A 25594-nucleotide genomic window follows, 5' to 3' on the forward strand; every position below is an offset into this window, starting at 1 on the left:
AGAATTGTAATCTCACAATGACATTTATTATACCATGAATCCACTGGGAATACCTACTTAATATATTGGAATAAAAACACAAGATTTGTTCCAACCTAAAGGTGGATCTGCGTCTATGGACTGCAACCTCTAACCAAAGGAGGAGACGATACCTTGAGAATATCTTTTTCATCGATATGCAGCAAAACGGTCAGCTGTTTGATCGCCATTTCCTTAACGACAGCTGCTTGTCCTGACGGGGTGGCAATGATACCTATAGCCTCAGCCGCCGCATCTTCGGATAAACCGGACGCAGCGAGCAGCAGCCTGAGCATATATGAGCAAAGGCGGGATCTATACGAGAAGATCGGCATTCAGACGCAAATTCCGTGGTATTGGCTTGCCGCCATCGACCAATATGAACGTACAATAACTCCACGCTCACGCAAAAAGGCGAAAAAAGAAATCAAAACGGATCGCTTAACGAGTATCCGCTTCAAAGAAGGCATCTGGTCCGGCCCGATCAATCCTGATCCTGCCGATACGAACCTGACCACGATCGCCTTGTTCGGCGGCATTGGCAAGGATGCTTCGGCCGACGGGGCTGCCGATCCGACGAATGATGATGATTCTTTGTACACCATGGCCTCCTATCTGATCAGTCTCGGTTATGAAGAAGAGGACTTCCAGATTGCCCTATGGCGTTATTATCAGAATGATTCCGCCGTTAGACGCATTCGACAATTTGCGAAAATCTATAAAACCTTTGGCCCTATCGATCCTAGCGCCAGCGCATTTCCGCTACCGCTCCACAGCATATACACCTATCGCGACACATGGGGAGACAGACGCGGATGGGGAGGTCTTCGCACCCATGAAGGAACGGATCTGTTCGCCCCTTACGGCGTAACAGTACGTAGTGTGTGCTATGGAATTATAGAGACCAAAGGCTGGAACCCTTATGGCGGCTGGCGTATCGGTATCCGTGATTTGCATAATCGCTACCACTACTATGCTCATTTGCAGGGGTTCGAGAAGAAGATTGAAGTCGGAGATATGGTAACACCTGGGCAGACGATAGGCTGGGTCGGCAGCAGTGGATACGGCCCGCCAGGTACGCAAGGCAGATTCCCGCCCCATCTTCACTACGGTATCTACCGGGATACAGGGACGACCGAATGGGCCTTCAATCCCTATCCTTTGCTCAAGCAATGGGAAAAGGCTGAGCGCGCCCGCAGCAGATGAGAACCGGCTTACGGATCACTCATCTGTCGCAGACTAGCCTCAGCCCTTGCTATTCATGCTCTGGCGGCGGTGGTATCACCTCCTGCCCGATCTCCTGCTCCCCCCCATTCTGCGGGGCCTCTTCAGGCGAGTTGCTGCCCTCATGGGGCGGTGGCTCGCCTGCTTTATTGCGTTCGCTAGGCTGTGCGGGCAGCGCTATGCTCGGCGCGCCAGCCTGATTGCCTACCGGATTGCCTTTACTGTCATAGTAATACATCGGCACATCTCCCACGACCAGCAAATAAGAGACAGGGATCTCCGTTTCTACAGATTGCGGCTCCATATCGAACGGAACGACGACCGCCAGCTCCGCTTTGACCCGCAAATATACCTCCACCAGAATCATATTGATTCCGGCGTCCTGCTTACGAGTGCTCAGATCGACCTTCACATCCCCCTGCGGCTCGATCTTAATCGGAATTCTCGGGCCGAAGGAAGCCAGAATCGGACTGCCTAACGCTTGCCCGAGCGGGATCGTCTCCGATAAATGAGATACCTCTTCTAATGTATTACGCACCGTCGCAATCGTATCCGAAGTAATCTTCATATGGGAAGAGTAGTTCAGCATGAAGCCTGATACTTTTCCATTGCTATCGGTCTTCCAATCGATCAGTCGATCGACCTGATCCGTATTCGCCACCTGCGAAGTAATCGCCTCATTGATCGACTCTGTTGCGATTTGCTTGACACGTATGCTGGCCAGGTGCATAATTGGCCCCTTCATATGCCTTTCAACATAGCTATAGAATTGGAAGAATCCAAATATAACGAGCACCGTCATAATCAGCCATAACCAACGTCTGCTCCCAGACCGTCTCCTCGGCCTTCTCCTCCGGCTATGCCATCCTCGTCTGAACCGCAGCATCTCTCCCCCTCCCCGCCAGCAGACAAACCTCTATAGACTCTTCAACAACACTTCTATACAAGTTATGCTGAACCTGGCCAAAAAAGAAGGACTGCCCAGATAGCTTGCTTAGGGATTTAGAGAGAACGATTCATGCAACCCATCGATAGTATTATTCCCCTTCCATCTTCAATGTTTTTAATGCAATCTCACTTTCTTCTTGTATCGCCGCCAGCGCATTGTCTAATGTTTTCAGACCTGAGATTACCTCATATAGTTCCCTATTAGCAATTTCTGATATAGAACTATATAAGCCTCCCGGCATCTCTTGTGAGTTCTGATACATATAATCACCAGGTTTTAATTCATAAAAGGCTTCTATGTTTTTATTATTTATGTTCTCAATATATCTCGTTCTAGAAACTAGTTCATTTGATGATTTCCCTAATCTTTTCGCAAAATTATTTCCATTCACGAACTCTACAAGCTTCTTTGATAACTCAAGATTGCTTGTTTTTCGATTAATAGAGAATATCTGAGAAACATAGAAACCATTAGTTGTATTAGGATTCTTCTCATCAATAGGTAACGTTACAACATCCCAATTGACTGGCTTTGATGCTTTATCGATCATAGCAATCAGATAATAATTATCCACAGTTATTGCAGATTCACCTAATAAAAAAATATTCTGTTGTCTTAAAATTTCTTCCTGTGTAATCTCTCGTTTCTCTGTTTCATGTTTTGGATCATATATCACCCCATTTTTGTATGCGTTAACAACTAATTCGAATATCTGTTTCCACTCCGTACTATTCAAAAGAATTAAATCTCTTTTGGAGTCGTATAGACTCACCCCTTTGTAATAAGCAAGATTTTTTGCAAAATTAAAGGGATCGTTTTGAAAAGACTGCGAAATTCCATGAATATTTATTCCGGCGTCAACAAATCTCTGTGCTAGATTCATCACTTCATCCCATGTCATTTTATTAGTAGGATATGGAACTCCAAGCGAGTCGAAAAGATCTTTATTATAGAACAATGCAGTACTGTAAAATGTAGGGGCAACACCGTATAGTTTTCCATTTCCTTTGATTTTTAAATATTCCAAGACCGAAGGAAGTATTCCATCACTATCGAACCCTTGTCCATACACAAAATCAGTTAAATCATATAAGCAATTGTCTTCATTGAGCCACACATATTCAGTTGTATTTAATACAAGGACATCTGGATTTTCTTCATCAATATATTTCTTTAAGGCTTCTTTAGAGTACGTTCCAGAGGCTTGTAAAGACTTAGTTGATACAACCTCGATATCCACTTTGGGATACTTTGTTGTAAACAACATTCCATATCTCTGTTGAAACCATTCTTCTCCCCCACTATACAATACTGTAAGGGTACCCTTTTCAATGTCTTCAGGTTTTTCCGTGCAACCCATCAAAGTAGACAAAAAAACGATTATTACCAAGATAGAGATGGATAAAAATTTTATTTTTTTGCGCATAAGCCACTCCATTCAAATTTTATATATTTGGAAGCAAGCCTGTTGTAATTTTTATGAAATCGAGTATGTATATTCAACTTCCATTTTATCCAATTTATAAGATTAACTGATTTTATTATGCATTTAGGTACTATATTTGTAAATAGAAAAGCAGTTTTTGTTGAAATATATCAAATTTCTTCTAAATATTCCCTGTTTTATGTCTTCATATCAAGTTATTAGTCGGAAACTCAAAGATAGCAATAAATAGGTGGAGAATTATACCAATATCAAATAGCATCTTTATGTTATTTATTTCATAGTCCCAGCCAGACTAAGTCATCTCGTTCAGGGTGTATTTAAGTTAATATTTTATACATGGATTGGGGAAATTATCCTGCAAATAATTGAATATTTTCTTATGACTCATATCTTGACCCAATACTCAACATGATTATTCAATGTCGGATAGACTTGTATATTGAACAGAAAACAAGCTTCAGAAAGGTTATTGAAATCATTCATCTCTGTAGGGTTTTAGGAGTAAAAACTGATTCAATCATGGAATGAGATAAAACCACTGGCCGGAAGGATAATTAAATGATAACGAAAAGTTGAGGTCATTTGTAAAAGGATGAAAAAAGACTGGAAAAATGCTTGGGGAATTGCCCGTGCATTTCCAGTCTTTAGTCTTTCTTGGACACTAATTTTTATTCAGACACTTATTTAGAGTCGTGGACAGGAATTATTGTTTAGTTAAAATACCGCTGCCGCAGCCCTTCATACAGCAGGACAGACGCAGCCATCGCCACATTCAGCGATTCCGCCTGGCCGCGCATCGGGATGATTAATCCATCATCCATCAGCGCCCGGACTTCTTCGCTCAGCCCGCCGCCTTCACTGCCGAATAGCAGCCAGACCGGGCCGGTGAAGTCATATTCATAGCAGTTCGCTGCCGCCTGCAGACTGGTGCCGGCCAGCCTGATGCCGCGCTGCTTGGCCTGCTGGAGAATTTCCGGCAGCCGCTGATGCACGACAGGCAAATGGAATATAGAGCCCATCGTCGAGCGGATCACCTTAGGGCTATAAATATCAGCAGAGCCCGGCCCGACAATGATCCCGTCAGCCCCCACCGCATCCGCGCTGCGGATGATCGTACCGACATTGCCTGGGTCCTGAACTCCATCGAGCACGACGACGAAGCTATTCGGCTTGTTCAGCAGCGTATCGACCTGCACCTGTTCATTCGCCTTGCGCAGAATAGCAAATACCGGCTGCGGCGTCTTCGTATCGCTGCACTTAGCGATAACAGCGGCGGATACCGCGACCCAGCTCACGTCGAGACGAGCTGCAGCCGCAGCGGATAACTCCGCAGGAATGCCCCTATCTATCTCGTAGCAGACGCATTCGATATCCGCATCCGAGCGCAGCGCTTCCTGTACTAAGTGAATGCCTTCAATCATAAATTTATGCTGCTTGTCCCGATGCTTCTTCTCAAGCAGCAATGCCCATTCCTTCACCCGAGGATTCTGTGGTGATAAAATTTCAAGATTCCGCATATGCCAGCTCCAGCTTAGTCAAGTCATTCCGCTGACCTACGATGATCAAAATATCGCCTTCCTCCAGACGATCATCCGCCGTCGGCGAAATATTCATCCTCGTCCCACGCTTGATAGCCATAACGTTACAGCCGAATTTGGCGCGAACGTCAAGCTCCTTCAGGTTCTTGCCAAGCATGGCAGAGGTCGCTCGCATCTCGGCAATGCTGTATTCATCCGACAATTCGATATAATCGAGAATATTGGGCGAGGTCAAATGATGCGCCACTCTCAAGCCCATATCTCTTTCCGGGTAAATAACTTTATCGGCCCCTATTTTGTTCAACACTTTACCATGCAGCTCATTCTGAGCCTTAACAACGATAAGAGGCCCTCCGAGATCTTTCAGTATGAGGGTTGTTAGAATGCTAGCCTGAATATCCTGGCCGATCGCCACAACGACAACATCGAAATTTCGGATGCCCAGCGCCCGCAGCGCTTCCTCATCGGTCGAGTCAGCCGACACCGCATGGGTCACTATATTGGATACAGCCTGGGTCCTCTGCTCATTGGCATCGATCGCCAATACGTCGAAGCCCATGCCGCTAAGCGCACTCGCAACACTAAGGCCAAACCTTCCCATTCCTATTACAGCAAATTGTTTCTTCTCTGTGCGTGCCATAAACCTAATCACCCCATACAAAATGGATTCGACCTAGTATACCATATTCGACTGAAAACTTGAATTTATGCAGGCCAGATCGGGAACATTAACGACTGGGCCTATACACTATTTCAAGGAGGGTTTCTCCATGTCAATTTTGCTTGATTTGCGCCAAGCTGTTATCCACAAGGTACATGGCAAGGACAAGGACGGGCTGCGGGAAATGATCGAGGGCTCTATCGACGCGCAGGAAGCTGCGCTTCCGGGTCTGGGCGTCATCTTCGAGATCCTGTGGAAGAACATCGACCATACCAAGCAGGATGAACTGCTGACTATCCTCGATCAACAGCTGGCCCAGATCGAAATGAAGCCATTGAAATAAGTGGCTGTCCCATGTATAAAATAAGCCTTTACTCACCGATCTCGGCTAAGTAAAGGCTTGTTTTATATAGCTTAAGGCGCTGTTTCCAGGAACTTGGCATCCGGATTTTTATCCATCGCCGTCCGCATCGCGTATTCATTCTCGAACAAGACTACATAATTGTCCTTCTTGTCTTTCACGAGCGTTGAATTGATACGGAACTTGGATGGATCGATATTGTCGCCGACAATCCAGCGCGCGAATTGATATGGCATACGCTGCAATTGCACGTCTACGCCATATTCAAACTTCATTCTGTATTCGAACACCTCAAATTGGAGCTGACCGACAACGCCTAACAGCGTATCCTCAAAGCCGACCGTTGTGAAGACCTGGATCGTGCCTTCCTCAGTCAATTGGTCAATCCCTTTCTGATATTGCTTATGCTTAAGCGCATTCTTCACCGTTACCTTAGCGAATATTTCCGGAGAAAAGGTAGGCAGTTCATCAAAGGTCACATTGCCGCCCTGACTCAGGGAATCTCCGATACGGAAAATACCCGGATCGAATAAACCGATAATGTCCCCTGGATAAGCCACGCTGACGATATCCCGATCCTGAGCTAGAAATTGCTGAGGCTGAGCCAGCTTAATATCCTTGCCGGTTCTCATTTGCTTCACTGACATACCGCGTTCAAATTTCCCAGATACAATTCGCAGGAACGCGATCCGATCACGATGGGCCGGGTTCATATTCGCCTGAATCTTGAACACATAGCCTGAGAATTTCTCATTCGTAGGCGCAATCGCTCCATCGGTGCTATGCCGCGGTTCCGGCTTCGGAGCGAGCTTCAGGAAGTTCTCCAGGAAGGTCTGAACTCCGAAATTATTCACTGCACTGCCGAAAAATACCGGAGTAAGCTGACCATTCTTCACTTTCTCCAGATCGAAGGGGTCTCCAGCCACATCAAGCAGCTCCAAATCCTGACATAGCTGATCATGCAAATATTCGCCAGCCATCTCACGGATCAGCGGATCCGTATAGCCTTCAACCTTCTTCACTTCAATTTCGTCCTCATCGTCTCCCTGGAACAGCTCTACCTGATTATTCATTCGGTCATAGATACCGCATAGCTCACGGCCAGAGCCAATCGGCCAATTCATCGGCACGGAACGGATGCCCAGCACCTGTTCAAGCTCCTCCATCAGATCGAATGGGCTACGCCCTTCGCGATCCAGCTTGTTAATGAACGTGAAGATCGGTATCCCACGCTTCGCACAAACCTGGAACAGCTTGATGGTCTGTGCTTCGACCCCTTTGGCTACGTCAATCAGCATCACCGCGCTATCCGCTGCCGTCAATGTACGATAGGTGTCCTCACTGAAATCCTGGTGACCCGGCGTATCCAGAATATTGATCCGATGTCCTTTATAATCAAATTGCATTACGGAAGAGGTTACGGAAATCCCCCGTTGCTTCTCAATTTCCATCCAGTCGCTGGTTGCATGCTTGCTAGCCTTACGGGCTTTAACCGAGCCTGCAAGACGGATGGCTCCGCCGAACAGCAGCAATTTCTCAGTTAAGGTCGTCTTCCCGGCATCCGGGTGAGAAATGATTGCAAACGTACGGCGTTTCTCCACTTCCTGCTGCAGCTCTTGTTCCAATTTGCTCATGCTCACTTTCCTCTCGATTCACGAATTCATGCCTTTTATTGTAACATATTTTTTCTTCAAGTACGCATAATAGCTTGAGGACTTTCCGCAAAAAAAGACGCACCAAACGATTCAGTTTGGCGCGACCTTCAACATATACATTTATAGTATCAACTATTCTTATTTTTTAATCCAGATTACATTATCTTCTTTCTGCCCATTAACAGGCCACCAGTGGAATCCATCCTCGGCAAGCAGCTCATCCGCTTGCTCTGGTCCCCAAGAACCGGCAGGATACATTTGAATATCAGATGAGTCCTTGGCCCAAGCAGAAGCAATCCGGTCAACAAAGGCCCAAGCTGCCGCAACTTCATCCCAACGGGTGAAATAAGTCGAGTCGCCATTCGCAGCATCGTAGATCAGACGTTCATAAGCTTCCGGCGAGTTGATCCCCACTTGACTGCTTTGGCAGAATTCCATTGCGAACGGTTCAATCTTCGATTCAGATCCTGGCTTCTTCGCGTTGATCTTAATATAGATCCCTTCCACCGGATTGACGCGAATAACTAGCAGATTCGGCTCGAGATTATGCTTCTGACCGAGATATACATTCGTCGGCATTTGCTTGAACTCTACCACAACCTCCGTCGTCTTCACCGGCAGACGCTTACCTGTCCGGATGTAGAATGGAACTCCGGCCCAACGGAAGTTATCTACGAACACCTTAGCTGCAAAATAAGTCTCCGTGTTGGAGTTCGGATCTACCTTGTCCTCCTGACGATAGCCTGGCATCGCTTTGCCTTGGCTCTCACCAGCTGTATATTGGCCACGGACCACATTTGCCTTCACTTCGTCTTCAGACTCATATGGACGCAGTGAACGGAGTACCTTCACCTTCTCATCCCGGATATCCTCAGGATGCAAGCGGCTAGGCGCCTCCATGGCGATCATCGTCAGCATCTGCAGCATATGGTTCTGCCCCATATCCCGCAATGCCCCGGCATGATCATAGTAGCCGCCGCGCTCTTCAACGCCGACCGTCTCGCTCAGCGTAATTTGCACGTTAGCGATATGTTTATTATTCCACAACGGCTCGAAGAATGAGTTGCCGAAGCGGATCACTTCAATATTCTGCACCATCTCTTTGCCAAGATAATGGTCGATACGGAATATCTCTTCTTCCTTGAACACCTGGCTTAATTCTTCATTCAGCTTCCGAGCTGAGCTCAGATCATAGCCAAACGGCTTCTCGATAACAAGGCGATACCAGCCTCGCGTATCAAGCATACCGCCCTTCTTGAGGTTGAAGGATACACTACCGAACAGTTCTGGGGCGAGCGCCAGATAGAACAGACGATTCCCTGGAATGTCAAAACGGGCTTCCACCGATTCCGTCAAATCGCGAAGCTCGTGATACCCGTCGATATTGTGGATATCCAACGATTTATATGAGAAATGCTCCGCAAACTTCGCCCAATGCTCAAGATCAGCCTCGTCTACCTTGTAACGGCAGAACTCTTGAATGGAATGGTACAAGTCATCCCGAAATTCTTCGTGAGTGCGCGGTCTCCGGGCAACGCCGATAACTGCAAAATCCTCAGCCAGCTTCCCTTCGCGATATAGCGAATAGATAGCAGGAAAGAGCTTACGACGCGCCAAGTCCCCAGTTGCACCAAAAATAAAGAATACGGCCCCTGGTGTCTGAAGTGATTCTAGATTTTGATTTTCAGTCATGGCTCCTCATTTCTTTCTATATATTATAGTGTATTTTCATTTAATCCCCATCAATACCATCACCTTACAAAGGTATCACTAGGCAGTGAAGTAATTTTAGCACATTAACGCGAAGGTTGCCATCATATTCATATCAAAACTTGTAGGCTTTTAGGAAATTTCATCTAATATTAATCTAACATTAATTGAATGTTCATTTCACATCGAATTTCTAATATTCTACCGTGAGAAGCGGGGAACCCATGGAGATTTCCCGCTCGCCGCTATCTTCATTATAATGAACTGCCATTTGCAGGGCGATTTGATGCTCGCCGCTGTTCACATATATTGGCATTTCATGAGCTTCATAAGAACGGCTAACCGTCTGCGATTCCTCATCCACATATTCATCCGCGCTATATAACTGCAACTGCAGTGTCGATGCCGCTTGCTGTTCAAGCTTATTCAATAGCTCCTGAAGCGACGCGCCCTCGACCTCTAATCCGCCAGACAGACCGGATGCCACAGAACCTTGCAGAGCCGTATTCCAGTTCACATCAACGCCCTCATCCTGAAGCGAGTATCCATAAGTGGTTTGCAGTTCACTGAAATGAGCTGCATTCACACGGGCATCTCCTTCCATGAGCAGGATGACGTAATAGGAGGTCCCCCCCTCTTCAGGCATAACAGATAGTTTGGCGTTAATCCCCCCGTTAGAGCCTTGAGCAATATAGACACTATGCCCCTGAACTGCATTCTCCGTCGGGCTGGACAGGCCAAGCCTTGTAGAGAGGACATCAGCCGCCTCCCCCGGGTCCAGCAATGATTCCCAAGATCCCTGCCATTTCACGGTAGCATGAAGCCTTCCTTCCGATGCACGCTCCGCCAAGGCTAGAACACTCTGCCACTGTTTATCTGCCGCAGCTACCTTATCCAATTTACTTCCATGTAACTTTGAAAATCCAATCATCACCATAATAAGTGCAATTCCCATAATAACAAAGCTACAGCGTTTCAATATACGAAGCCATCCTAATTCTCTGCCCGGCATGCGAATTCCCCCGCTTCTTGGAATCTAGTAATCTATGAATCTAGGATTCCCTGACGGACAGCACTTTATACTTATCTCCTGCACTCAAAACGGCAAATACACAAGCTTTCCAGAATACGTCCATTCAAAATCACCACAAAAAAACTTGGCTATCCGCCAAGTCCTAAATCCGCATTATTCATTCCAGGCCTATTCCTTCCAGTGTCCTCTTATTCCGCCAACCCATTCTTATAAGCATAGATCGCTGCTTGAGTCCGATCATCTACGCCCAGCTTGGCCAGTATATTCGTCACATGGAATTTGACCGTCTTCACACCGATGATCAGATCATCCGCGATCTCTTGATTGGACTTGCCTTGGGCAAGCAGACGGAGCACGTCCATTTCCCGATCCGTAAGCTCCTCGTGGGCAGGCGTCTCCGGCTTCGGCTGTCTCAACCGGTTCATCATCTTCGAGGCGACCTGTGATTCTAGTACAGACTGTCCTCTGGCCGCCGCCCGAATCGCTTCGGCGATTTCTGAAGCGCGGGATGTCTTAAGCAGGTAGCTGAACGCGCCCGCCTCAATCACGGGATACATCTTCTCATCGTCCAGATAGCTCGTCAGCACGATAACCTTGCAGTCTGGATACAATTTCAGCAGCTGCCTCGTCGCTTCAATGCCGTCCATCCCCTCCATCACCAGGTCCATCAGGACTACATCGGGTTTATATTCCTGGGCAAGTCGTATCCCTTCTTCACCGCTGCTCGCTTCCCCAACGACCTCTATTCCTTCCTCAGTTCCGAGTACAGCGGCTAGACCAATCCGCACCATCTCGTGATCATCGACTAGCAGCACCTTGATCTCCATTTCATTCTCTATCTCATTCTCCATGATGATCATCCTCCCCGTTCTCTTCGTTCATTAACGGTATAGTAATTTCTATCCTCGTCCCTTTGCCGGGAGCGGTAATAATCTGGATGGAGCCGCCGACCTCAAGCACACGCTCCTGCATCGTCGACATTCCATAAGAGGCCTGCTTCTTCTCATCAAGCTCGAACCCAATCCCATTATCACGTAAGGTCACCTTGACGACATCTCCGCGTTTATGAATGCGAATTTCCATTTTATCCGCCTTAGCATGGCGCATCGTATTCGACATCGCCTCCTGGATGATGCGGAATAGATGGTTCTCGATGCCTTTGCCGAGATTCAGCCCCTCGTCCATCTCTAGCACCAATTCGATCGGAACCTTCACTCTAAGCTCGCCCACTAACTCCAACAGGCCTTGAGATAATTCCTTGCCCTCCAGATATACCGGACGAAGATGCAGCAGCAACGCCCTCATCTCTGACTGAGCTACCGAGGCCATCTCCTCAATCAATTCGACCTGTCGCCGCGCCTTCTCGAAATCCCGATCCATCGTTCTTCCGACCGCCGTCGCCGTCATCGAAATAGCGAAGAGCTGCTGGGATACGGCATCATGCAGCTCACGGGCCAGACGCTGCCGTTCCTCGACAATCGCCGATACCCGCGCCTGTTCAGCAAGCTGAGCATTATGCGTCGAGAGGCGCTGCAGAGAGCTGACCTGCTCTTCCCAGCGCTTGCCGATCCGCTCAAGCTGCTCGCCCAGCTGTCCGATCTCATCCTCGCCAAGCTCTGGAACCGAGCCGGTCTGATTGCCCTTCTCCCACTGCAGCAGCGCGCCGCGCATCAAGTCTACTTTCTTCTTATATTTATAACCCTGCCAGAAGCCATACACCGAACCCAAACTGATCAGGAGCGTCAGCAGCGTCAGACCTGCCATAACTCCCTTCTTCCAGGACGTCGTCGGCTGAAAATAACCATATGTATATAGGACGTACGAAATAACCGCCAGTAAAATAAAGCAAAAGAGGATCCCCCCGCGCATACTGCGTGAGACCATACTTACAGGTTTCTTTCTCTTCATGCGGCGCAGATCCTCCTCTTTTAAGATAGATGTATATCAATGTCTCCAACAATGTAGGAGATGATTATTTTCACTTTTTGCTCACAAGTATCATAATTCGGCGATTTCCAGTTCACCTTGTTCAATATGCCCGTTCTACGCTCTTGTCCCAATTCGATTTGACCGAATAAGACAAAAGCTTCAATCTCAATTCCATAGCCTTCAAATAAAGACATATCGATATCCCCGACAATGCCCTGGAACATCATAACATTATGGGAACCTTCCACAATAGCCAGTGATAAATCAATATCCAATTCACCTAAAATATGCCACATGCTCGTATTCTGCAGCACCCAGGGATCACGATCCCAATGTACGGAGGAAGTAATATTCTGCCTTTGCGTATAATTGCCTTGGGGCTGGATCTTACGTACCTTCGCAAAATATAAACCAAGAGAAATCATCAGGATAGCGACGACCAGCATGAAATGACTCACCAATATCAAGCCGCCACCCACAGCGAGCAGGGTATATCCTGTCTTTGTCTCCTCTCCTTGGCGAACCTTGTAAACTCCATAGGCCAACAAGAGAAGCGCAACAATGGTAAAGAAGCTTAGCCCTTTCCCGAATATCATCATTACACCGAGCGCAATCAACCCTGCGGCTAAGAGCCTTTTTCGCTTATCCATGTCGCACCTCCAGCCGTTCTAAGAGTTGGAAAAGCCATAACGGTATATTCTACCGTATGGCTTCACCACGTCTAGCATAACATATTGTCCATGAGACTTGTAGCCATTATTCTACGCTGTCATCAGGTGTTTCGGAAGAATTAAGCTTCGCTTTCAGAGCTTCCAGTTGAGCATCCACCTTCAATTGCTTCTCAGCTTCAGCCGGGTTGGTATAGGTCGAGGAAGGATCTCTGCGATATACTACACCTGCCACCTCTGCTTCAGCTTCCAGCTGCATAATCTTCTCTTCCATGCGTTGGAAGCCTAACGATGCGTTGCTGCTATCGATCGAATGCATGCTGCTCACTTGAGACATTTGCTTTCTCGCCTTGGCCATTTGAGCACGGCTAACGAGTTCATTACGTTTATTGCGCAGCTTGTAGAACTCATCCTTCATTTCATGGAGCTGATCCTTCAACTCAGCGGCATGAGCTTCTGAGCTGGCATGTAATTGTCTGAATTCCTCCTGCTTCTGATCGTAGTGGAGCTTCTCTTCCAGCAATCGGCGAGCAACTTCCTCCTGACCGTTCTTCAGAGCAGCTTCAGCTTGTGCTTCTCTTTGTACGGAAATGCGTACAGCTTCGTCCAGGCGCTGCTTCATTCTGCGCTCATCGGCCATTTGCTTAGCTACTGTTACCTCTGCATCACGAATTTCCTTCTCCATGTCACGCAAGTATTGATTGAGCATAACAATTGGATCTTCCACCTTATCGAGCATATCATTAACCGACGCCTTAGTAATATCCTTTATTCTTTTAAAAACTCCCATTTTACACTTCTCCCTTCTCATATTTGGAGACCTTCTTGCGAAGCTCCTCGATTTCTTTTTTCATTGCTTTCTTCTCGATATCTTGCATCATTGAATCCAGATCTGAACTTCCTTGGTTAGCGGAGTTTACTCCATTATTGCCAAATTGTCCTGACGGACCGTTATTGAACGTGCCGCCGTAAGAGCGTCCATTCCCGCCAAAGTTACCTGCGCCAAATCCTCCTGGAGCCCCAGGAGCTCCGCCACCAGCACCACCGAACCCACCGTTTCCACCATTGTAACCACCGCGGTTCTGGTTCTGCCATCCATTGAAATACGGATCATATGGAATATGCGGCTCCTTGGAAATGACGAGAGATGCAATCAAGTAAATCATGATCGTCGTTCCGCCCGTGAAGAATACACTGAAGATCATTAGTACCCTGAGTAATGAAGGGCTAATTCCGAATTTTTCACCTAATCCACCAAGTAGACCGGTGAACCATCTGTCGCGTCTTGAGCGGTACAATCTGTCCATATCCTCACTCCTCTCCCTTATCTTGCAGCTTCTGCTTCAGACGGGAGAGCTCATCATCCAATGTTGAGTTCGCTTGGCTTACGAAATCCTGTCCAGTCTTACGGAGTTCGCGAAGGCTGCGGGCTTCCCATTCCATATCGGATACCCGATCCTCCAGACGATTGAACATCTTAGGTACATCCTGTGTTCCGAAGCCATTCATCCGCTGATTCATACGTTGCTGCAAGCGAAGTGTTTCCATTCTTGCGTAATAATATTGTCTCTTGCTATATACAACTTGATATTCAGTCTTCAATTCACTTAACTGGCTTTCAAGATCCTGCAGCGACTGCCGACTTTGCTCGTAAAGATCACTGTACTGGGCAACCTTCTCCTCATACAACATCTTCTCCTGCAGCGCAAGCTTAGCCAGATGTTCCTCTTCCGCCTTGAGAGCTAGAAGCGCTTGCTCTTCGCGCTTATCGCGCATCAATCTTGCTTGATCAACCTGCTGCTTCAACTGTTTAGTGTGGCCTGCATATTGGTAATGCAATTTCTCGGCCTCAGCAATTTCTTGACGAGTCTCAATCAGGAACTGATCGATCAATCTTACCGGGTCCTGCGACTCCTCCAACCATTCATTTAAATTTGCTAATGTAATATCTCGCACTCTACGAAACACGCTCATGGCTTTCCATCCCTCCTAAACGATCGGTAGTTCGTTCCCTAAGTAATTCATGATTCATATCAATATCCATGGTTCCCTCTAAGTAAGGAGACTCCGTAGACGATAATACCAATACCGATTGCTGGTACGATCAACCAGGCTAATTTAGAGATCAAAGACAAGACCCCGAAGATCAGAACGAGCCATCCGAAAAAAGCATTTCCCCGGCGGATTCCGTAATACCCTAGTGCAACCATCAAAACTGCGAACAATATTCCAAACAAGCCGCCGAGCACACTTCCCAGAAGCGGAGACAACTTGCCGAGCAGGATCAGCGCACCCAGGGCAATAAGTATAACCGCAAAGCCATTTGACCGGTTGGTTCTCATTTCATATTCACCGCCTTTCAAAGTGATTAACCTTATGTCTATATTGTAGGTCGAATCAAGCTTCTTCAAAACGGACCGTGGACGGTTCTTTATACTAGACCTAAGTCGGGGAAACGCTCAGACCTCCGAAATACACCGCTTCAGCAGCTACCAGAAACTCCAGGTTTACATTTTTTTTCATTTATAATAAAATGATAAACGGTTATTAGTGTTGCAATAGCTATACAAACTTTTAACGTCAGTTAACGGAGGAGCCGGCCATTTGCGGGCTCTTTTTGTCCATAGATAACCTTTCTCTGGATAAAGTGGCCCCCACGTGGAAAACTAACTTTACTCCCTTATCTGCCATCATTCTAGGAGGAGAACATCATGGAGCATCAAGCGATATGGGCTATTGGCATTTTCCTGCTGACCTATGCGCTCATCATCTCGGAGAAGATTCACCGTACTATCATTGCAATGATTGGCGCCGTACTTATGATTATACTAGGTATCGTCAATCAAGAGACAGCCATTCATCACATCGACTTCAACACACTAGGCTTGCTAATCGGAATGATGATCATCGTAAACACAATGGCCGAGACCGGTCTCTTCAATTATATCGGTATCTGGACAGCCAAGAAGGCCAAGGGCAAGCCCATCACCATCCTATGCTTCCTAATGATTATTACCGCCGCCGGATCTGCATTCCTCGATAATGTAACGACCATTATCCTGATGGTTCCGATCGCCTTTAGTGTGACCCGCAAGCTCGAGATCAAGGCATTCCCCTACGTCTTCTCAATGATTATCGCTTCGAATATCGGGGGGACGGCGACCTTAATCGGTGACCCGCCTAATATTATGATTGGCAGCGCTGCCAAGGACCTGACGTTCTTATCATTTATTGCGAATCTAACGCCGGTCGTGATCCTCATTATGGCCGCGATTATCCCTTTAATAGTAATTATTTTCAAAAAAGGCATGACCACATCCCGGAAGAACCAGGAAGCTATCATGAATATGAAGCTGGACGGATTAATTACCGATCCCAGACTTATGACTAAATCCTTAATCGTGCTCGCCCTCACCTTGCTTGGCTTCTTCCTGCATCAAGCATTTCACCTGGAATCGGCAACGGTAGCCTTGAGTGGGGCGTTCGTGCTGCTTCTATTAAGTGGGGAGCAGGTAATGGAGAGAGCGTTCCGCTCTGTGGAATGGCCGACCATCTTCTTCTTCATCGGCCTGTTCGTCCTGGTCGGAGGACTGGTCGAGACTGGAACGATTAAGCAATTGGCAGAGCGTGCTGTCGATTTGACCGGCGGAGATCCGCTGCTTAGCTCGATGCTTATCCTGTGGCTTAGTGCTCTCGCTTCCGCATTCCTTGACAACATCCCATTTGTCGCCACCATGATTCCAATGATTCAGGATATGGGCAATATGGGGATTACCCATCTTGAGCCGCTATGGTGGAGCCTGTCGCTAGGAGCTTGTCTCGGCGGGAATGGTTCCTTGATCGGGGCCAGTGCTAACCTGATCGCAGCCGGTATGTCAGCGAAGGAGAACGAACCGATTACCTTCGTTAAATTTCTAAAATATGGATTCCCATTCATGCTGTTATCTATCGTGATATCCAGCGTATACATTCTGCTGAGATACTTCTAATAAAGGCGCTTTTCTTTTGTGATATCAGGCGTTTTATGCTATCTTTAAGGTATGTAGCATTCTAAAGGAGGGGCAGCCGTGACGACGAGAAATAAAAGATATGTCGCAATCATTCTTTTTATTTGTCTCGCCTTGATCACGTCTGTCTCTTTGGTCAATTTTACCGAAGACCCGGCCTCTACCAGAACTGCACATCAGAAGGTTCATAAGAACATTTTTAAGCAGGACCACCATAATCGTCATTTTGCAAGGTCCTTATTCCTGAATAAACTGCCTCTCGAGAAAGCATTCGTCCTACTTCTCTTGGTGCTGCCAATTGCGGCATTTATTTTGCTGGCTAGACCTAGAGTTTCCTTTCGCCCGCTTTTCTCATTGCGTCTTAAACGCATCCTTCTATCACCCATTAAATTTACTAGCATGTTTGTAGCTTAAGCACAGCAATCCTTGTCGATTTGTTTGCCTGGTCTAACAATCTCGGAGGGATTTATTGCTATATGCTTTTTGTTAATTAGTTATTTTTAAATACTGGAGGCTTGAAGCAAATGAATCTCAAAGAAACGGATTTGCCGGGAATCGGTAAAAAATTCGTAGTTGAAACCCGCAGTAGCGATAAACTCGCCATTACTATTCATGATGACGGTAGACGCGAGGTAATTCATTTCGATAGTGATGATCATGATCAGATCAAATCAAAGATTACGCTTGATGATGATGAAGCAAGATATGTATCAGCTATTATCGGTGGTGTAACCTATAAACCGACAGCCCTCGACAACATTGAAGTGGCTCTTGGAGATCTTATTATTGAATGGTACAGACTTGAACCTCAATACAAGGCGATCGGCAAGACCATTGGCGACTTACGCATACGTCAACGTTCAGGAGCTACGATTATCGCAGTCATCGAGAAGAATCATTCCAAGCATATTAATCCTGGTCCTGACTTGCTCCTTACCGCTGATGCCCTTATCGTCGTTCTCGGAGAACGTCTCCATCAACAGCAGATTAGACAAATTCTACTGAGTGGAAGTAGTTGACTTAGACTCAAACTCGTACGCCTGGCCAACCAAAATGCTTCAGGAAGAGAACGGTCCTTCCTAAACCGCCGTACGCTGCACCTTGATAGTTATTCATAGCTATCACGCCAGGCAATACGGTTTGGAGAGGGGAAATGAACATGGACGACAAATTCACGACATTCTCTCCATGGACCCGGAAGCGCTGGCATGCTAAAGTTCCTGATTCCCGGCCGACCAGAATACTAGGCGTCGTCGCCGGGGCATTGCTCGCTTCCATCGGTCTTGAACTGTTCCTTATGCCGCACGGTATCATTGTAGGCGGAATGACCGGAGTATCGGCTTTGCTCGCCTTCTACACAGAGATGAGACTTGGCTTGTTCTTATTCCTGCTGAATATGCCGATATTCATGCTGCAACGCTGGAAGCTGAACAGTAGCTTCTCATCTCTGTCCATCTTGGGCCTGCTTGTGCTCTCGCTCGGGTCCTTTCTGCTTCATCCGCTCCCGGCGCTTACCAGTAATCCTATACCAGCCGCACTGGTTGGGGGATTATCATTAGGGTTCGGGGTCGGTCTTGCCGTCCGTTTCGGGGGCGCTCTCGACGCTTCGGGGAGGCTGTTCGACTGGCTACGCTCCAGAAGCCCGCTGCCGACGGAGGCGATGATCTGGTTGTTCAACTGCCTTATTTTTATAACCGCCATATGGCTGATAGGCTTTGAACAAGCAACTCATTCCGTTATCGCTTATATTTTTGTATTTGAGTCGATAAAATTAACGCTCTCCGGCATCCGTCTCCACGTTACAGTGCAGATTCGCAGCCGCAGAAGCGATGATATTCAACAAGCGATCGCCTTATATTTGAACCGCGATTCCAGCAATGTCAATCAGACCGCCGATGAACCTGCAACGCTCCATTACCGATGTCATCGCTGGGAAATGCCGCGTCTCAAATCTATCGTTAAAGATTGCGACCCAGATAGTGAAATATCTATCAAGAGCTAAAGAAGAAGCCGCCCGCTCCGTAAATACGGAAAGGACGGCTTTTATATTAACTAAGCAGAACGGCCTTCTCTTCTCTCAGACTCTTCTTAACGTCAAGCACTCGCTGGTTCTCCGAGCCTCGCCACTTCAGCTTCAGATTACGCTGTTCAAGGACGAACTTCCCATCGATAAGAACATCACAGCGGGACAATAGTTCCAGCTTGGCCGGCTCCGAGACAATCTCTTCAAAAGTATAGCCAGACCATATCCAAATATCCTTCCCGGGACATTCGCTGCGCACCCTCGACGTTAGGCTTAACAGCCCCTCAACATTCTGAAAAGGCTCGCCACCCAGAATCGATAACCCCGCGATTCTTACATCAGGCATATTCAAATCGGCAATAATCCGATCCTCCAATTCCTGAGTATAGAGTGTTCCATATTCAAAATTCCAGGTAGCCGCGTTAAAACATCCCTTGCAGTGATGCGTGCAGCCTGAAGTGAATAGCGAATGCCGTAACCCTTTTCCATTGATAACATCAAACTTCTTGTAATCGACTATATACATATTTCACAGGCCTCACATATGTTTAACCCGGGACAGGACTTCCTTCTGCTTCCCTACGTTAAATGGACGTTGGCTCGGTTCGGACAAATAGCCGCAGCAGCGCCGGATCACCGACGAGGTCTTCGGATTTCTATTCCCGCAATTCGGACATTGGAAACCGTTATTGGTCGCCGCGAATTCCCCTTCATAGCCGCATTCCAGACATTTATCGGTCGGCGTGTTCGTCCCAAAGTAAGGTACTCTCTCATAGGCATAATCCCATACGGCCTCTAGAGCCTCAGGATTATTCACCAACGAGTCGAATTCGCAGTAAGTGATAAATCCGCCATTTGCGTATTTCGGGTAAGGCTGTTCAAACTCGATCTTCTCAAACGGAGTAACCTTCTTATTCACATCCAGGTGGAAGGAGTTTGTATAATATCCCTTATCTGTCACACCCGGAATGACGCCGAACTTCTCTTCATCCAGCTTGCAGAAGCGGTAGCACAATGATTCCGCAGGAGTAGAGTAAAGGCTGAAGCCATATCCGGTCTCTTCTTTCCATTGAGCGGTCTTGGCACTTAAATACTGCACGATCTGCAGGCCTTTGCGGCGCAGCTCTTCATCTTCAAACAGTGATTTCCCATATAAGGCCATCATCGTCTCATGAATACCGATATAGCCCAGCGAAATACTGGCCCGACCGTTCTCCAACAGATGATCAATCGTATCCTCCGCTTGCAGACGACTTCCAGCAGCACCTTCCATATACAGAATTGGGGCTACCTTCGCCTTGACCCCTTTTAACCGCTCAATCCGGTATAACAAGCCTTCCTTGCACACCTCCAGCAGTTCATCCAACAGACGATAGAATTGCTCCTCAGAGCCCTTCGCCCGAATAGCGATGCGTGGCAAATTCGCGGTGACGACGCCCATATTGAAGCGCCCGTCATGCAGCTCCTTCCCGTTCTCTACATATACCCCAAGGAAAGAGCGGCAGCCCATCGGGAATTTGAAGGAACCGGTAATCTCCTCCACCTTAGGTACAGAGATAACGTCAGGATACATCCGCAGGGTACTGCATTTTAAGGCCAGCTGCTTAATATCGTAATTGGGATCGCCAGGCCGCAAATTCACGCCATCCTCCATAGCAAAGATCAGCTTCGGGAAAATTGCCGTCTTCCCATCTCTGCCGAGACCGCGGATTCTGTTCTGCAGAATCGAAATCTGAATTTGTCGCTCCGCCCAGGATTGCCCCCGACCAAAGCCGAAGGTGCTGAAAGGCGTCTGTCCATTCGCGCTGACGAGCGTATTAATCTCATACTCAAGGGATTGGAAGGCATCGAAGGTTTCTTTTTCCGTCAGTTTCTTCGCGTACTCCAGGCAGCGTGGGTACTTCTCATGCAATTCAGCATTTTCCCAAGATATATCTAGCTCCTCGATTTCAGAAACATCCAGCATGTACAACCATTCAAGTCCTCGGCGATAATGCTTCTTGAACGATTCAAGGACATAAGGCGCTAGGATGATATCAATCTCATTAATCGTATTGCCACCATAGATATGGCTTGCGACTTGCGCAATGATCTGCGCCGTAATCGCCGTCGCCGTAGTGATCGATTTAGGGGTTTCGATCTGGGCATTTCCTAGCTTGAAGCCGTTCTCCAGCATCCCCTTCAGATCAATTAGCATGCAGTTGTATATTGGAAAATAAGGACTGTAGTCCTGATCATGAAAATGCAGATCCCCCTTATTATGAGCTTCAACCACCCGTTTAGGAATCATATAGGTTTGAGCGAAATCCTTGGCCATAATCCCGGCCAGCAAATCACGCTGCGTCGGGATCGTCGCCCCGTCTTTGTTGGAATTCTCCTTCAATACCTCTTCATTCGTCAGCTCCAGTAGTCCAAGTACCTTCTTGTCCAGACTGCTACGCTCACGACGCTTCAGGTTTCTTACCTCACGATAGCCGATATAAGCCTCGGCGACGTCCTTTCTTCTGCTATTCATAAGTGCAGACTGAACCTCATCCTGAATATGTTCAATGTCCACTTTTTCTAATTTGGTAATCTTGCGTGTAACCTTGTCCGCTAATTTGTGGGCAAGCTCCATGTCTTCTTTTTTCTCTGTACTGTTCATGGCTGCACAGATCGCATCAATTATTTTCTGCTGATTAAATGCTACCTCGGAGCCATCTCGCTTAATCACTAACATTAAGTTCATCCTTCATAATCATATTCTGATGTCCTCATATAAAGACAAAATCACCTGCTATCAAACATGCCAAAAGAGTATAACATAATGAAAAAATTTATACGGTGATCATGAACACTTGACAAACACTCCGAGCGGGAAGTTCATCATCCCGTCAATAAATCAGGATCTCCGGATGTCGATTTCATGATCATAGCGGTAAATTAACGACGGACTGTCCGGATCATGCTGTAAAAGCGTCTTCTCCACCGCCTGCTCGCTCTGCACAGCATAGCAATACATGCAATTGAATCTGCAGGTATTATAAACCCCAACATCCACCGACTCTACACAGAGACAGGCTCCACGTTGATTCTTATCCTTGTGGGCGCCAATTTCTCTGCCGAGCAGGTTGGAAATCAACCGTCCATCTATGCAGCTTCCATGGCGGATACCGCAATGCGCAAGCTCAACTGCCTCAGCGCAGGTCTCTACCTCCATTCCATTGGCATGGCCTATACGACTTAGCTGCCGGGCCATCTCTTCAAGCTGAGTCTCGTACTCCGGCTTTGTAATGTCCATGAAGGTGATCTCGCTCAGATCAGGCTGCTTTTTGATTTTATTCTCCGTCTTCCCGTAGAAATCCATAAAACTAATGACTAAGCGATGGGTATATGAATTCAAGCGCTGCGCCAAGGTCTCGATTCGCTGCAAATGATACTCTACTGGCGTCAAGCTGCTAATAATGATCGGATCATATCGCCAGATCACTCGATCTGCACCGATTTGCCGACTTAGCTTCTGGAATACCTCCACCCTGCTGTCCAGCGTGGGAAGATTCGGTTCAAATTCGGACGGATAATCATTCAACGTGAATTGAAAATAATAATTATATCCCTTCGCATCCAATGTAGCTAAATGCCTCATAAACGGACGCGGATTCTTCGTCCAGAACACGATCATATCTACATCCTCAGGCTTCAGGCTAAACCCGCTGACCTGCTTCGTATTAAACGGATTAACCCGGTGGAAATACCCTGCCTCGATTCTTTTCATGAACCAATCTCCAAAGAAGGCCGGGATATCTGTTCTTCGGCTAGCGCTAATGATCAACTTGTCTACCTCCACTCCTAATTCTTAAATTTTTCATAAATGCTTTTATGACGCCTATTGATAATATATACTAAAAAAGAGAACGTTCGTTCCAGTTTTCTGGCATATTATTTATTATTGGAGGTTCATCAATTGGATATTACTGAATTTCAGCGATGGGTAAAGCAGCATTACCAAGACAGAGGCTGGTCGGATCTCGATATATTCGTACGCATCGGCTTCCTGGCGGAAGAGACCGGCGAGGTGGCACGAGCTATACGGGCGCTGGAAATCGGCAGAGATCGGCCCGATGAGGTAGACGGCACCTTTGAGGAGAACAGACAGCATTTGACGGAAGAGCTGGGCGATGTGCTAGGGAACCTGATCGTCATAGCGAATAAATACGATATCTCGCTCGAGGAGATATTTCAATCCCATCAAGCTAAATTATTAGACAGATATTCATAAGGAAAAAGGAGAGAGATCCTAAGTATGAAAAGTATAGCGGTATATTGCGGCTCCAGTATCGGAGCATCCCCTGTGTATAAAGAGGGCGCGCGCGCATTAGGTTACGAATTAGCTAAACGCGGTATTACATTGATCTATGGAGGAGCCAGCGTCGGGCTCATGGGGGAAGTGGCCAGCGCAGTCCTCGAGAATAACGGACACGCCATAGGTGTGCTGCCGAATTTCCTGCAGAATCGTGAGATTGCCCATACGGCCCTGTCCGAGCTAATCATCGTCGATTCGATGCATGAGAGGAAGGCCAAGATGGCGGAGCTTGCTGACGGATTTATCGCCCTGCCAGGCGGTCCTGGAACGATGGAGGAATATTTCGAAATCTTCACCTGGGGACAATTAGCATTGCATAATAAACCCTGCGGCCTGCTGAATATCAATCACTATTATGATTCTCTCATCGCTCTATTCGACCATATGACTCAGGAGAGATTTATGCATAACAACTACCGTTCCATGGTCATAACGGACACCAATCCAGCTGGGATTCTGGAACAATTCACTAGTTATACGCCACCTGCAGTTAAGACGTACAGGACGGATCAGCAGGGTTAATGAAGTTCATACGAACTATTCACCTACCCACCTATCCACGACAAGTGTGAAAACTGCATATTTGCAGGCTTTTGGAGCTCTAACGAAACGCCATATCGTTATTACCGTGAAAACAGCACCCACTCAAATCTAACGAAACGTCATATCGCTATTGGGGTAAAAATCAGCCATTTAGCCTCCGTTTTGCCCTAATAGCGATACCCTGTTTCGTTAGACTTTTTAATTGCTTCTTTTGAAGCGAATAGCGATACCACGTTTCGTTAACCTACGAATACGTGGGGTTATGCGGATAGATGTACAAGCTTTACAACACAAATTGAGAATAATAAAACACTCGCTTAAAAGCGAGTGTTTTATTATTCTGACTATTTAAAATGATGCCGGTGAGAGGACTCGAACCTCCACGGTTTCCCTCACGATTTTGAGTCGCGCGCGTCTGCCAATTCCGCCACACCGGCATAATAAAATATTCAGTTAAATGGCGCGCCCTAAGAGATTCGAACTCCTGACCTTTTGATTCGTAGTCAAACGCTCTATCCAGCTGAGCTAAGGGCGCATGAGTTCAAACAGTGCGGAAGACCAGACTTGAACTGGTACGATAGTCACCTACCGCAGGATTTTAAGTCCTGTGCGTCTGCCGATTCCGCCACTCCCGCAAAGATCGATGGAGGCGCCACCCAGATTCGAACTGGGGATAAAGCTTTTGCAGAGCTGTGCCTTACCACTTGGCTATGGCGCCATAAACAAAATGGAGCGGACGACGGGAATCGAACCCGCGACCCTCGCCTTGGCAAGGCGATGCTCTACCGCTGAGCCACGTCCGCATAATAAGAACTGGGGATATAGGATTCGAACCTATGGATGACGGAGTCAAAGTCCGTTGCCTTACCGCTTGGCTAATCCCCAATAATTTAGTTTTTTTAGAAACAATGGGGCGATCGATGGGACTTGAACCCACGAGTGCCGGAGCCACAATCCGGTGCGTTAACCCCTTCGCCACGACCGCCATAAATTAAATATTCACTTCTGTAAAGCTGGTTTGATACTGGCAGGGGCAGCAGGAATTGAACCCACACCAAAGGTTTTGGAGACCTTTGTTCTACCTTTAAACTATGCCCCTATAACTGGTGGAGGCTGATGGATTCGAACCACCGAACTCGTACGAGAACAGATTTACAGTCTGCTGCGTTTGGCCACTTCGCTAAGCCTCCATATGGTGCCGGCGAGAGGACTTGAACCCCCAACCTACTGATTACAAGTCAGTTGCTCTACCAATTGAGCTACACCGGCTTTCTGTCATTTTAGGAATTATGGTGGCTCGGGACGGAATCGAACCGCCGACACGAGGATTTTCAGTCCTCTGCTCTACCGACTGAGCTACCGAGCCATATAATAACGACAGTATTTATGATTATAACAGGTATTTCTGATAAGTCAATACTTCAAAGATAATGGCGGAGCCGACGGGATTCGAACCCGCGGTCTCCTGCGTGACAGGCAGGCATGT

24 protein-coding genes and 11 tRNA genes are annotated in these 25594 nt (G+C 47.1%); 7 read left to right on the top strand and 28 right to left on the bottom strand.

Annotation, left to right across the window (positions count from 1 at the left end; genetic code table 11):
- Nucleotides 1-153 precede the first annotated feature (153 nt).
- Nucleotides 154-1224: a M23 family metallopeptidase gene (locus tag BFJ94_RS15100; RefSeq protein WP_438803692.1), complete on the top strand. Its 1071-nt coding sequence runs from the start codon at nt 154-156 to the stop codon at nt 1222-1224.
- A 49-nt stretch (nt 1225-1273) separates the two neighbouring features.
- Here the strand turns inward: BFJ94_RS15100 and yunB are convergent, their stop codons facing one another.
- The 4 genes from yunB to BFJ94_RS15120 form a co-directional block, all read right to left on the bottom strand.
- Nucleotides 1274-2128, bottom strand: coding sequence for a sporulation protein YunB (yunB, locus tag BFJ94_RS15105; protein WP_120463410.1), 855 nt, complete (start codon nt 2126-2128; stop codon nt 1274-1276).
- A gap of 151 nt (nt 2129-2279) precedes the next feature.
- Nucleotides 2280-3617 (bottom strand): ABC transporter substrate-binding protein, encoded by a 1338-nt coding sequence (locus BFJ94_RS15110; protein ID WP_162944293.1) that lies wholly within the window; start codon nt 3615-3617, stop codon nt 2280-2282.
- A gap of 731 nt (nt 3618-4348) precedes the next feature.
- Nucleotides 4349-5155: a TrmH family RNA methyltransferase gene (locus BFJ94_RS15115; protein WP_120463412.1), complete on the bottom strand. Its 807-nt coding sequence runs from the start codon at nt 5153-5155 to the stop codon at nt 4349-4351.
- Nucleotides 5142-5816 (bottom strand): potassium channel family protein, encoded by a 675-nt coding sequence (locus BFJ94_RS15120; RefSeq protein ID WP_120463413.1) that lies wholly within the window; start codon nt 5814-5816, stop codon nt 5142-5144. The genes BFJ94_RS15115 and BFJ94_RS15120 overlap by 14 nt, the downstream gene beginning before the upstream one ends.
- 130 nt (nt 5817-5946) lie before the next feature.
- On the opposite strand from BFJ94_RS15120, the gene sspI reads away from it, so the two are divergent.
- Nucleotides 5947-6180: a small acid-soluble spore protein SspI gene (gene sspI / locus BFJ94_RS15125; RefSeq protein ID WP_120463414.1), complete on the top strand. Its 234-nt coding sequence runs from the start codon at nt 5947-5949 to the stop codon at nt 6178-6180.
- Nucleotides 6181-6251: 71 nt separating this feature from the next.
- Here the strand turns inward: sspI and BFJ94_RS15130 are convergent, their stop codons facing one another.
- From BFJ94_RS15130 to BFJ94_RS15175, 10 genes are all read right to left on the bottom strand, one after another.
- Entirely contained in the window at nt 6252-7832 is a 1581-nt protein-coding gene (locus BFJ94_RS15130; protein WP_120463415.1) for a peptide chain release factor 3, read from the bottom strand.
- A gap of 159 nt (nt 7833-7991) precedes the next feature.
- Nucleotides 7992-9545 (bottom strand): glucose-6-phosphate dehydrogenase, encoded by a 1554-nt coding sequence (gene zwf, locus BFJ94_RS15135; protein ID WP_120463416.1) that lies wholly within the window; start codon nt 9543-9545, stop codon nt 7992-7994.
- A 211-nt stretch (nt 9546-9756) separates the two neighbouring features.
- The gene (locus tag BFJ94_RS15140; RefSeq protein WP_120463417.1) at nt 9757-10575 is read right to left on the bottom strand and encodes a YwmB family TATA-box binding protein; all 819 of its coding nucleotides are present in this window, start codon (nt 10573-10575) and stop codon (nt 9757-9759) included.
- Nucleotides 10576-10784: 209 nt separating this feature from the next.
- The gene (locus BFJ94_RS15145; RefSeq protein ID WP_162944294.1) at nt 10785-11447 is read right to left on the bottom strand and encodes a response regulator transcription factor; all 663 of its coding nucleotides are present in this window, start codon (nt 11445-11447) and stop codon (nt 10785-10787) included.
- Nucleotides 11437-12504: a sensor histidine kinase gene (locus BFJ94_RS15150; protein WP_120463418.1), complete on the bottom strand. Its 1068-nt coding sequence runs from the start codon at nt 12502-12504 to the stop codon at nt 11437-11439. Before BFJ94_RS15150 ends, BFJ94_RS15145 begins: the two co-directional genes overlap by 11 nt.
- Before the next feature lie 20 nt (nt 12505-12524).
- Complete coding sequence (liaF, locus tag BFJ94_RS15155) at nt 12525-13175, bottom strand: cell wall-active antibiotics response protein LiaF (protein WP_120463419.1); 651 nt, start codon at nt 13173-13175, stop codon at nt 12525-12527.
- Nucleotides 13176-13281: 106 nt separating this feature from the next.
- Nucleotides 13282-13983 carry a PspA/IM30 family protein gene (locus BFJ94_RS15160; RefSeq protein ID WP_120463420.1) on the bottom strand — a complete coding sequence of 234 codons (702 nt, stop codon included), beginning with the start codon at nt 13981-13983 and terminating at the stop codon, nt 13282-13284.
- 1 nt (nt 13984) lies between these two features.
- Entirely contained in the window at nt 13985-14500 is a 516-nt protein-coding gene (locus BFJ94_RS15165; RefSeq protein ID WP_120463421.1) for a PspC domain-containing protein, read from the bottom strand.
- 4 nt (nt 14501-14504) lie between these two features.
- On the bottom strand, nt 14505-15167 hold the full coding sequence (locus BFJ94_RS15170) for a PspA/IM30 family protein (protein WP_120463422.1): 663 nt from the start codon (nt 15165-15167) through the stop codon (nt 14505-14507).
- Between the two features lie 59 nt (nt 15168-15226).
- Nucleotides 15227-15535, bottom strand: a complete 309-nt coding sequence (locus BFJ94_RS15175; RefSeq protein WP_120463423.1) for a hypothetical protein — start codon at nt 15533-15535, stop codon at nt 15227-15229.
- A 369-nt stretch (nt 15536-15904) separates the two neighbouring features.
- Between BFJ94_RS15175 and BFJ94_RS15180 the strand changes: the two genes are divergently transcribed.
- From BFJ94_RS15180 to BFJ94_RS15195, 3 genes are all read left to right on the top strand, one after another.
- Nucleotides 15905-17182, top strand: coding sequence for an ArsB/NhaD family transporter (locus tag BFJ94_RS15180; RefSeq protein ID WP_120463424.1), 1278 nt, complete (start codon nt 15905-15907; stop codon nt 17180-17182).
- 542 nt (nt 17183-17724) lie between these two features.
- Nucleotides 17725-18219 carry a cation:proton antiporter regulatory subunit gene (locus tag BFJ94_RS15190; RefSeq protein ID WP_120463426.1) on the top strand — a complete coding sequence of 165 codons (495 nt, stop codon included), beginning with the start codon at nt 17725-17727 and terminating at the stop codon, nt 18217-18219.
- A 140-nt stretch (nt 18220-18359) separates the two neighbouring features.
- On the top strand, nt 18360-19202 hold the full coding sequence (locus BFJ94_RS15195) for a YitT family protein (protein WP_162944295.1): 843 nt from the start codon (nt 18360-18362) through the stop codon (nt 19200-19202).
- Nucleotides 19203-19248: 46 nt separating this feature from the next.
- Here the strand turns inward: BFJ94_RS15195 and nrdG are convergent, their stop codons facing one another.
- The 3 genes from nrdG to BFJ94_RS15210 form a co-directional block, all read right to left on the bottom strand.
- Nucleotides 19249-19749 carry an anaerobic ribonucleoside-triphosphate reductase activating protein gene (gene nrdG, locus BFJ94_RS15200; RefSeq protein WP_120463428.1) on the bottom strand — a complete coding sequence of 167 codons (501 nt, stop codon included), beginning with the start codon at nt 19747-19749 and terminating at the stop codon, nt 19249-19251.
- A 12-nt stretch (nt 19750-19761) separates the two neighbouring features.
- Nucleotides 19762-21942 (bottom strand): anaerobic ribonucleoside-triphosphate reductase, encoded by a 2181-nt coding sequence (nrdD, locus tag BFJ94_RS15205; RefSeq protein WP_120463429.1) that lies wholly within the window; start codon nt 21940-21942, stop codon nt 19762-19764.
- 162 nt (nt 21943-22104) lie between these two features.
- Nucleotides 22105-23034, bottom strand: a complete 930-nt coding sequence (locus BFJ94_RS15210) for a DUF1848 domain-containing protein (protein WP_120463430.1) — start codon at nt 23032-23034, stop codon at nt 22105-22107.
- Between the two features lie 132 nt (nt 23035-23166).
- Between BFJ94_RS15210 and BFJ94_RS15215 the strand changes: the two genes are divergently transcribed.
- Together BFJ94_RS15215 and BFJ94_RS15220 are read left to right on the top strand one after the other, a co-directional pair.
- Nucleotides 23167-23481, top strand: a complete 315-nt coding sequence (locus tag BFJ94_RS15215; protein ID WP_120463431.1) for a MazG nucleotide pyrophosphohydrolase domain-containing protein — start codon at nt 23167-23169, stop codon at nt 23479-23481.
- Nucleotides 23482-23505: 24 nt separating this feature from the next.
- Entirely contained in the window at nt 23506-24087 is a 582-nt protein-coding gene (locus BFJ94_RS15220) for an LOG family protein (protein WP_120463432.1), read from the top strand.
- Nucleotides 24088-24465: 378 nt separating this feature from the next.
- On the opposite strand, the gene BFJ94_RS15225 is transcribed toward BFJ94_RS15220, so the two are convergent.
- The 11 genes from BFJ94_RS15225 to BFJ94_RS15275 all read right to left on the bottom strand — a co-directional run bounded on the left by BFJ94_RS15225 (nt 24466) and on the right by BFJ94_RS15275 (nt 25474).
- Nucleotides 24466-24545 (bottom strand) — tRNA-Leu (locus tag BFJ94_RS15225).
- A gap of 21 nt (nt 24546-24566) precedes the next feature.
- Nucleotides 24567-24643, bottom strand: a tRNA-Arg gene (locus tag BFJ94_RS15230).
- Between the two features lie 14 nt (nt 24644-24657).
- Nucleotides 24658-24743, bottom strand: a tRNA-Leu gene (locus tag BFJ94_RS15235).
- Nucleotides 24744-24752: 9 nt separating this feature from the next.
- Nucleotides 24753-24826, bottom strand: a tRNA-Cys gene (locus BFJ94_RS15240).
- A gap of 10 nt (nt 24827-24836) precedes the next feature.
- Nucleotides 24837-24911 (bottom strand) — tRNA-Gly (locus BFJ94_RS15245).
- A 10-nt stretch (nt 24912-24921) separates the two neighbouring features.
- Nucleotides 24922-24993: transfer RNA gene (locus BFJ94_RS15250), tRNA-Gln, on the bottom strand.
- Nucleotides 24994-25017: 24 nt separating this feature from the next.
- Nucleotides 25018-25093, bottom strand: a tRNA-His gene (locus tag BFJ94_RS15255).
- A gap of 40 nt (nt 25094-25133) precedes the next feature.
- A tRNA-Trp gene (locus BFJ94_RS15260) sits at nt 25134-25207 on the bottom strand.
- A 5-nt stretch (nt 25208-25212) separates the two neighbouring features.
- Nucleotides 25213-25298, bottom strand: a tRNA-Tyr gene (locus BFJ94_RS15265).
- Between the two features lie 3 nt (nt 25299-25301).
- Nucleotides 25302-25377: transfer RNA gene (locus BFJ94_RS15270), tRNA-Thr, on the bottom strand.
- Nucleotides 25378-25398: 21 nt separating this feature from the next.
- Nucleotides 25399-25474, bottom strand: a tRNA-Phe gene (locus BFJ94_RS15275).
- Nucleotides 25475-25594: the final 120 nt, after the last annotated feature.

This window comes from Paenibacillus aceti, assembly GCF_003614185.1.
Classification (GTDB): Bacteria; Bacillota; Bacilli; order Paenibacillales; family Paenibacillaceae; genus Fontibacillus; species Fontibacillus aceti.

Bases quoted from the DNA above. Each gene is read 5' to 3' on its own strand.
- BFJ94_RS15180 (WP_120463424.1), top strand. From the start codon at position 15,905: ATGGAGCATCAAGCGATATGGGCTATTGGCATTTTCCTGCTGACCTAT.
- BFJ94_RS15170 (WP_120463422.1), bottom strand. From the start codon at position 15,167: ATGAGCGTGTTTCGTAGAGTGCGAGATATTACATTAGCAAATTTAAAT.
- sspI (WP_120463414.1), top strand. From the start codon at position 5,947: ATGTCAATTTTGCTTGATTTGCGCCAAGCTGTTATCCACAAGGTACAT.
- nrdD (WP_120463429.1), bottom strand. From the start codon at position 21,942: ATGTTAGTGATTAAGCGAGATGGCTCCGAGGTAGCATTTAATCAGCAG.
- BFJ94_RS15140 (WP_120463417.1), bottom strand. From the start codon at position 10,575: ATGCCGGGCAGAGAATTAGGATGGCTTCGTATATTGAAACGCTGTAGC.
- liaF (WP_120463419.1), bottom strand. From the start codon at position 13,175: ATGGATAAGCGAAAAAGGCTCTTAGCCGCAGGGTTGATTGCGCTCGGT.
- BFJ94_RS15110 (WP_162944293.1), bottom strand. From the start codon at position 3,617: ATGCGCAAAAAAATAAAATTTTTATCCATCTCTATCTTGGTAATAATC.
- BFJ94_RS15165 (WP_120463421.1), bottom strand. From the start codon at position 14,500: ATGGACAGATTGTACCGCTCAAGACGCGACAGATGGTTCACCGGTCTA.
- BFJ94_RS15120 (WP_120463413.1), bottom strand. From the start codon at position 5,816: ATGGCACGCACAGAGAAGAAACAATTTGCTGTAATAGGAATGGGAAGG.
- nrdG (WP_120463428.1), bottom strand. From the start codon at position 19,749: ATGTATATAGTCGATTACAAGAAGTTTGATGTTATCAATGGAAAAGGG.
- yunB (WP_120463410.1), bottom strand. From the start codon at position 2,128: ATGCTGCGGTTCAGACGAGGATGGCATAGCCGGAGGAGAAGGCCGAGG.
- BFJ94_RS15150 (WP_120463418.1), bottom strand. From the start codon at position 12,504: ATGAAGAGAAAGAAACCTGTAAGTATGGTCTCACGCAGTATGCGCGGG.
- BFJ94_RS15115 (WP_120463412.1), bottom strand. From the start codon at position 5,155: ATGCGGAATCTTGAAATTTTATCACCACAGAATCCTCGGGTGAAGGAA.
- BFJ94_RS15130 (WP_120463415.1), bottom strand. From the start codon at position 7,832: ATGAGCAAATTGGAACAAGAGCTGCAGCAGGAAGTGGAGAAACGCCGT.
- zwf (WP_120463416.1), bottom strand. From the start codon at position 9,545: ATGACTGAAAATCAAAATCTAGAATCACTTCAGACACCAGGGGCCGTA.
- BFJ94_RS15175 (WP_120463423.1), bottom strand. From the start codon at position 15,535: ATGAGAACCAACCGGTCAAATGGCTTTGCGGTTATACTTATTGCCCTG.
- BFJ94_RS15195 (WP_162944295.1), top strand. From the start codon at position 18,360: ATGGACGACAAATTCACGACATTCTCTCCATGGACCCGGAAGCGCTGG.
- BFJ94_RS15190 (WP_120463426.1), top strand. From the start codon at position 17,725: ATGAATCTCAAAGAAACGGATTTGCCGGGAATCGGTAAAAAATTCGTA.
- BFJ94_RS15220 (WP_120463432.1), top strand. From the start codon at position 23,506: ATGAAAAGTATAGCGGTATATTGCGGCTCCAGTATCGGAGCATCCCCT.
- BFJ94_RS15160 (WP_120463420.1), bottom strand. From the start codon at position 13,983: ATGGGAGTTTTTAAAAGAATAAAGGATATTACTAAGGCGTCGGTTAAT.
- BFJ94_RS15145 (WP_162944294.1), bottom strand. From the start codon at position 11,447: ATGGAGAATGAGATAGAGAATGAAATGGAGATCAAGGTGCTGCTAGTC.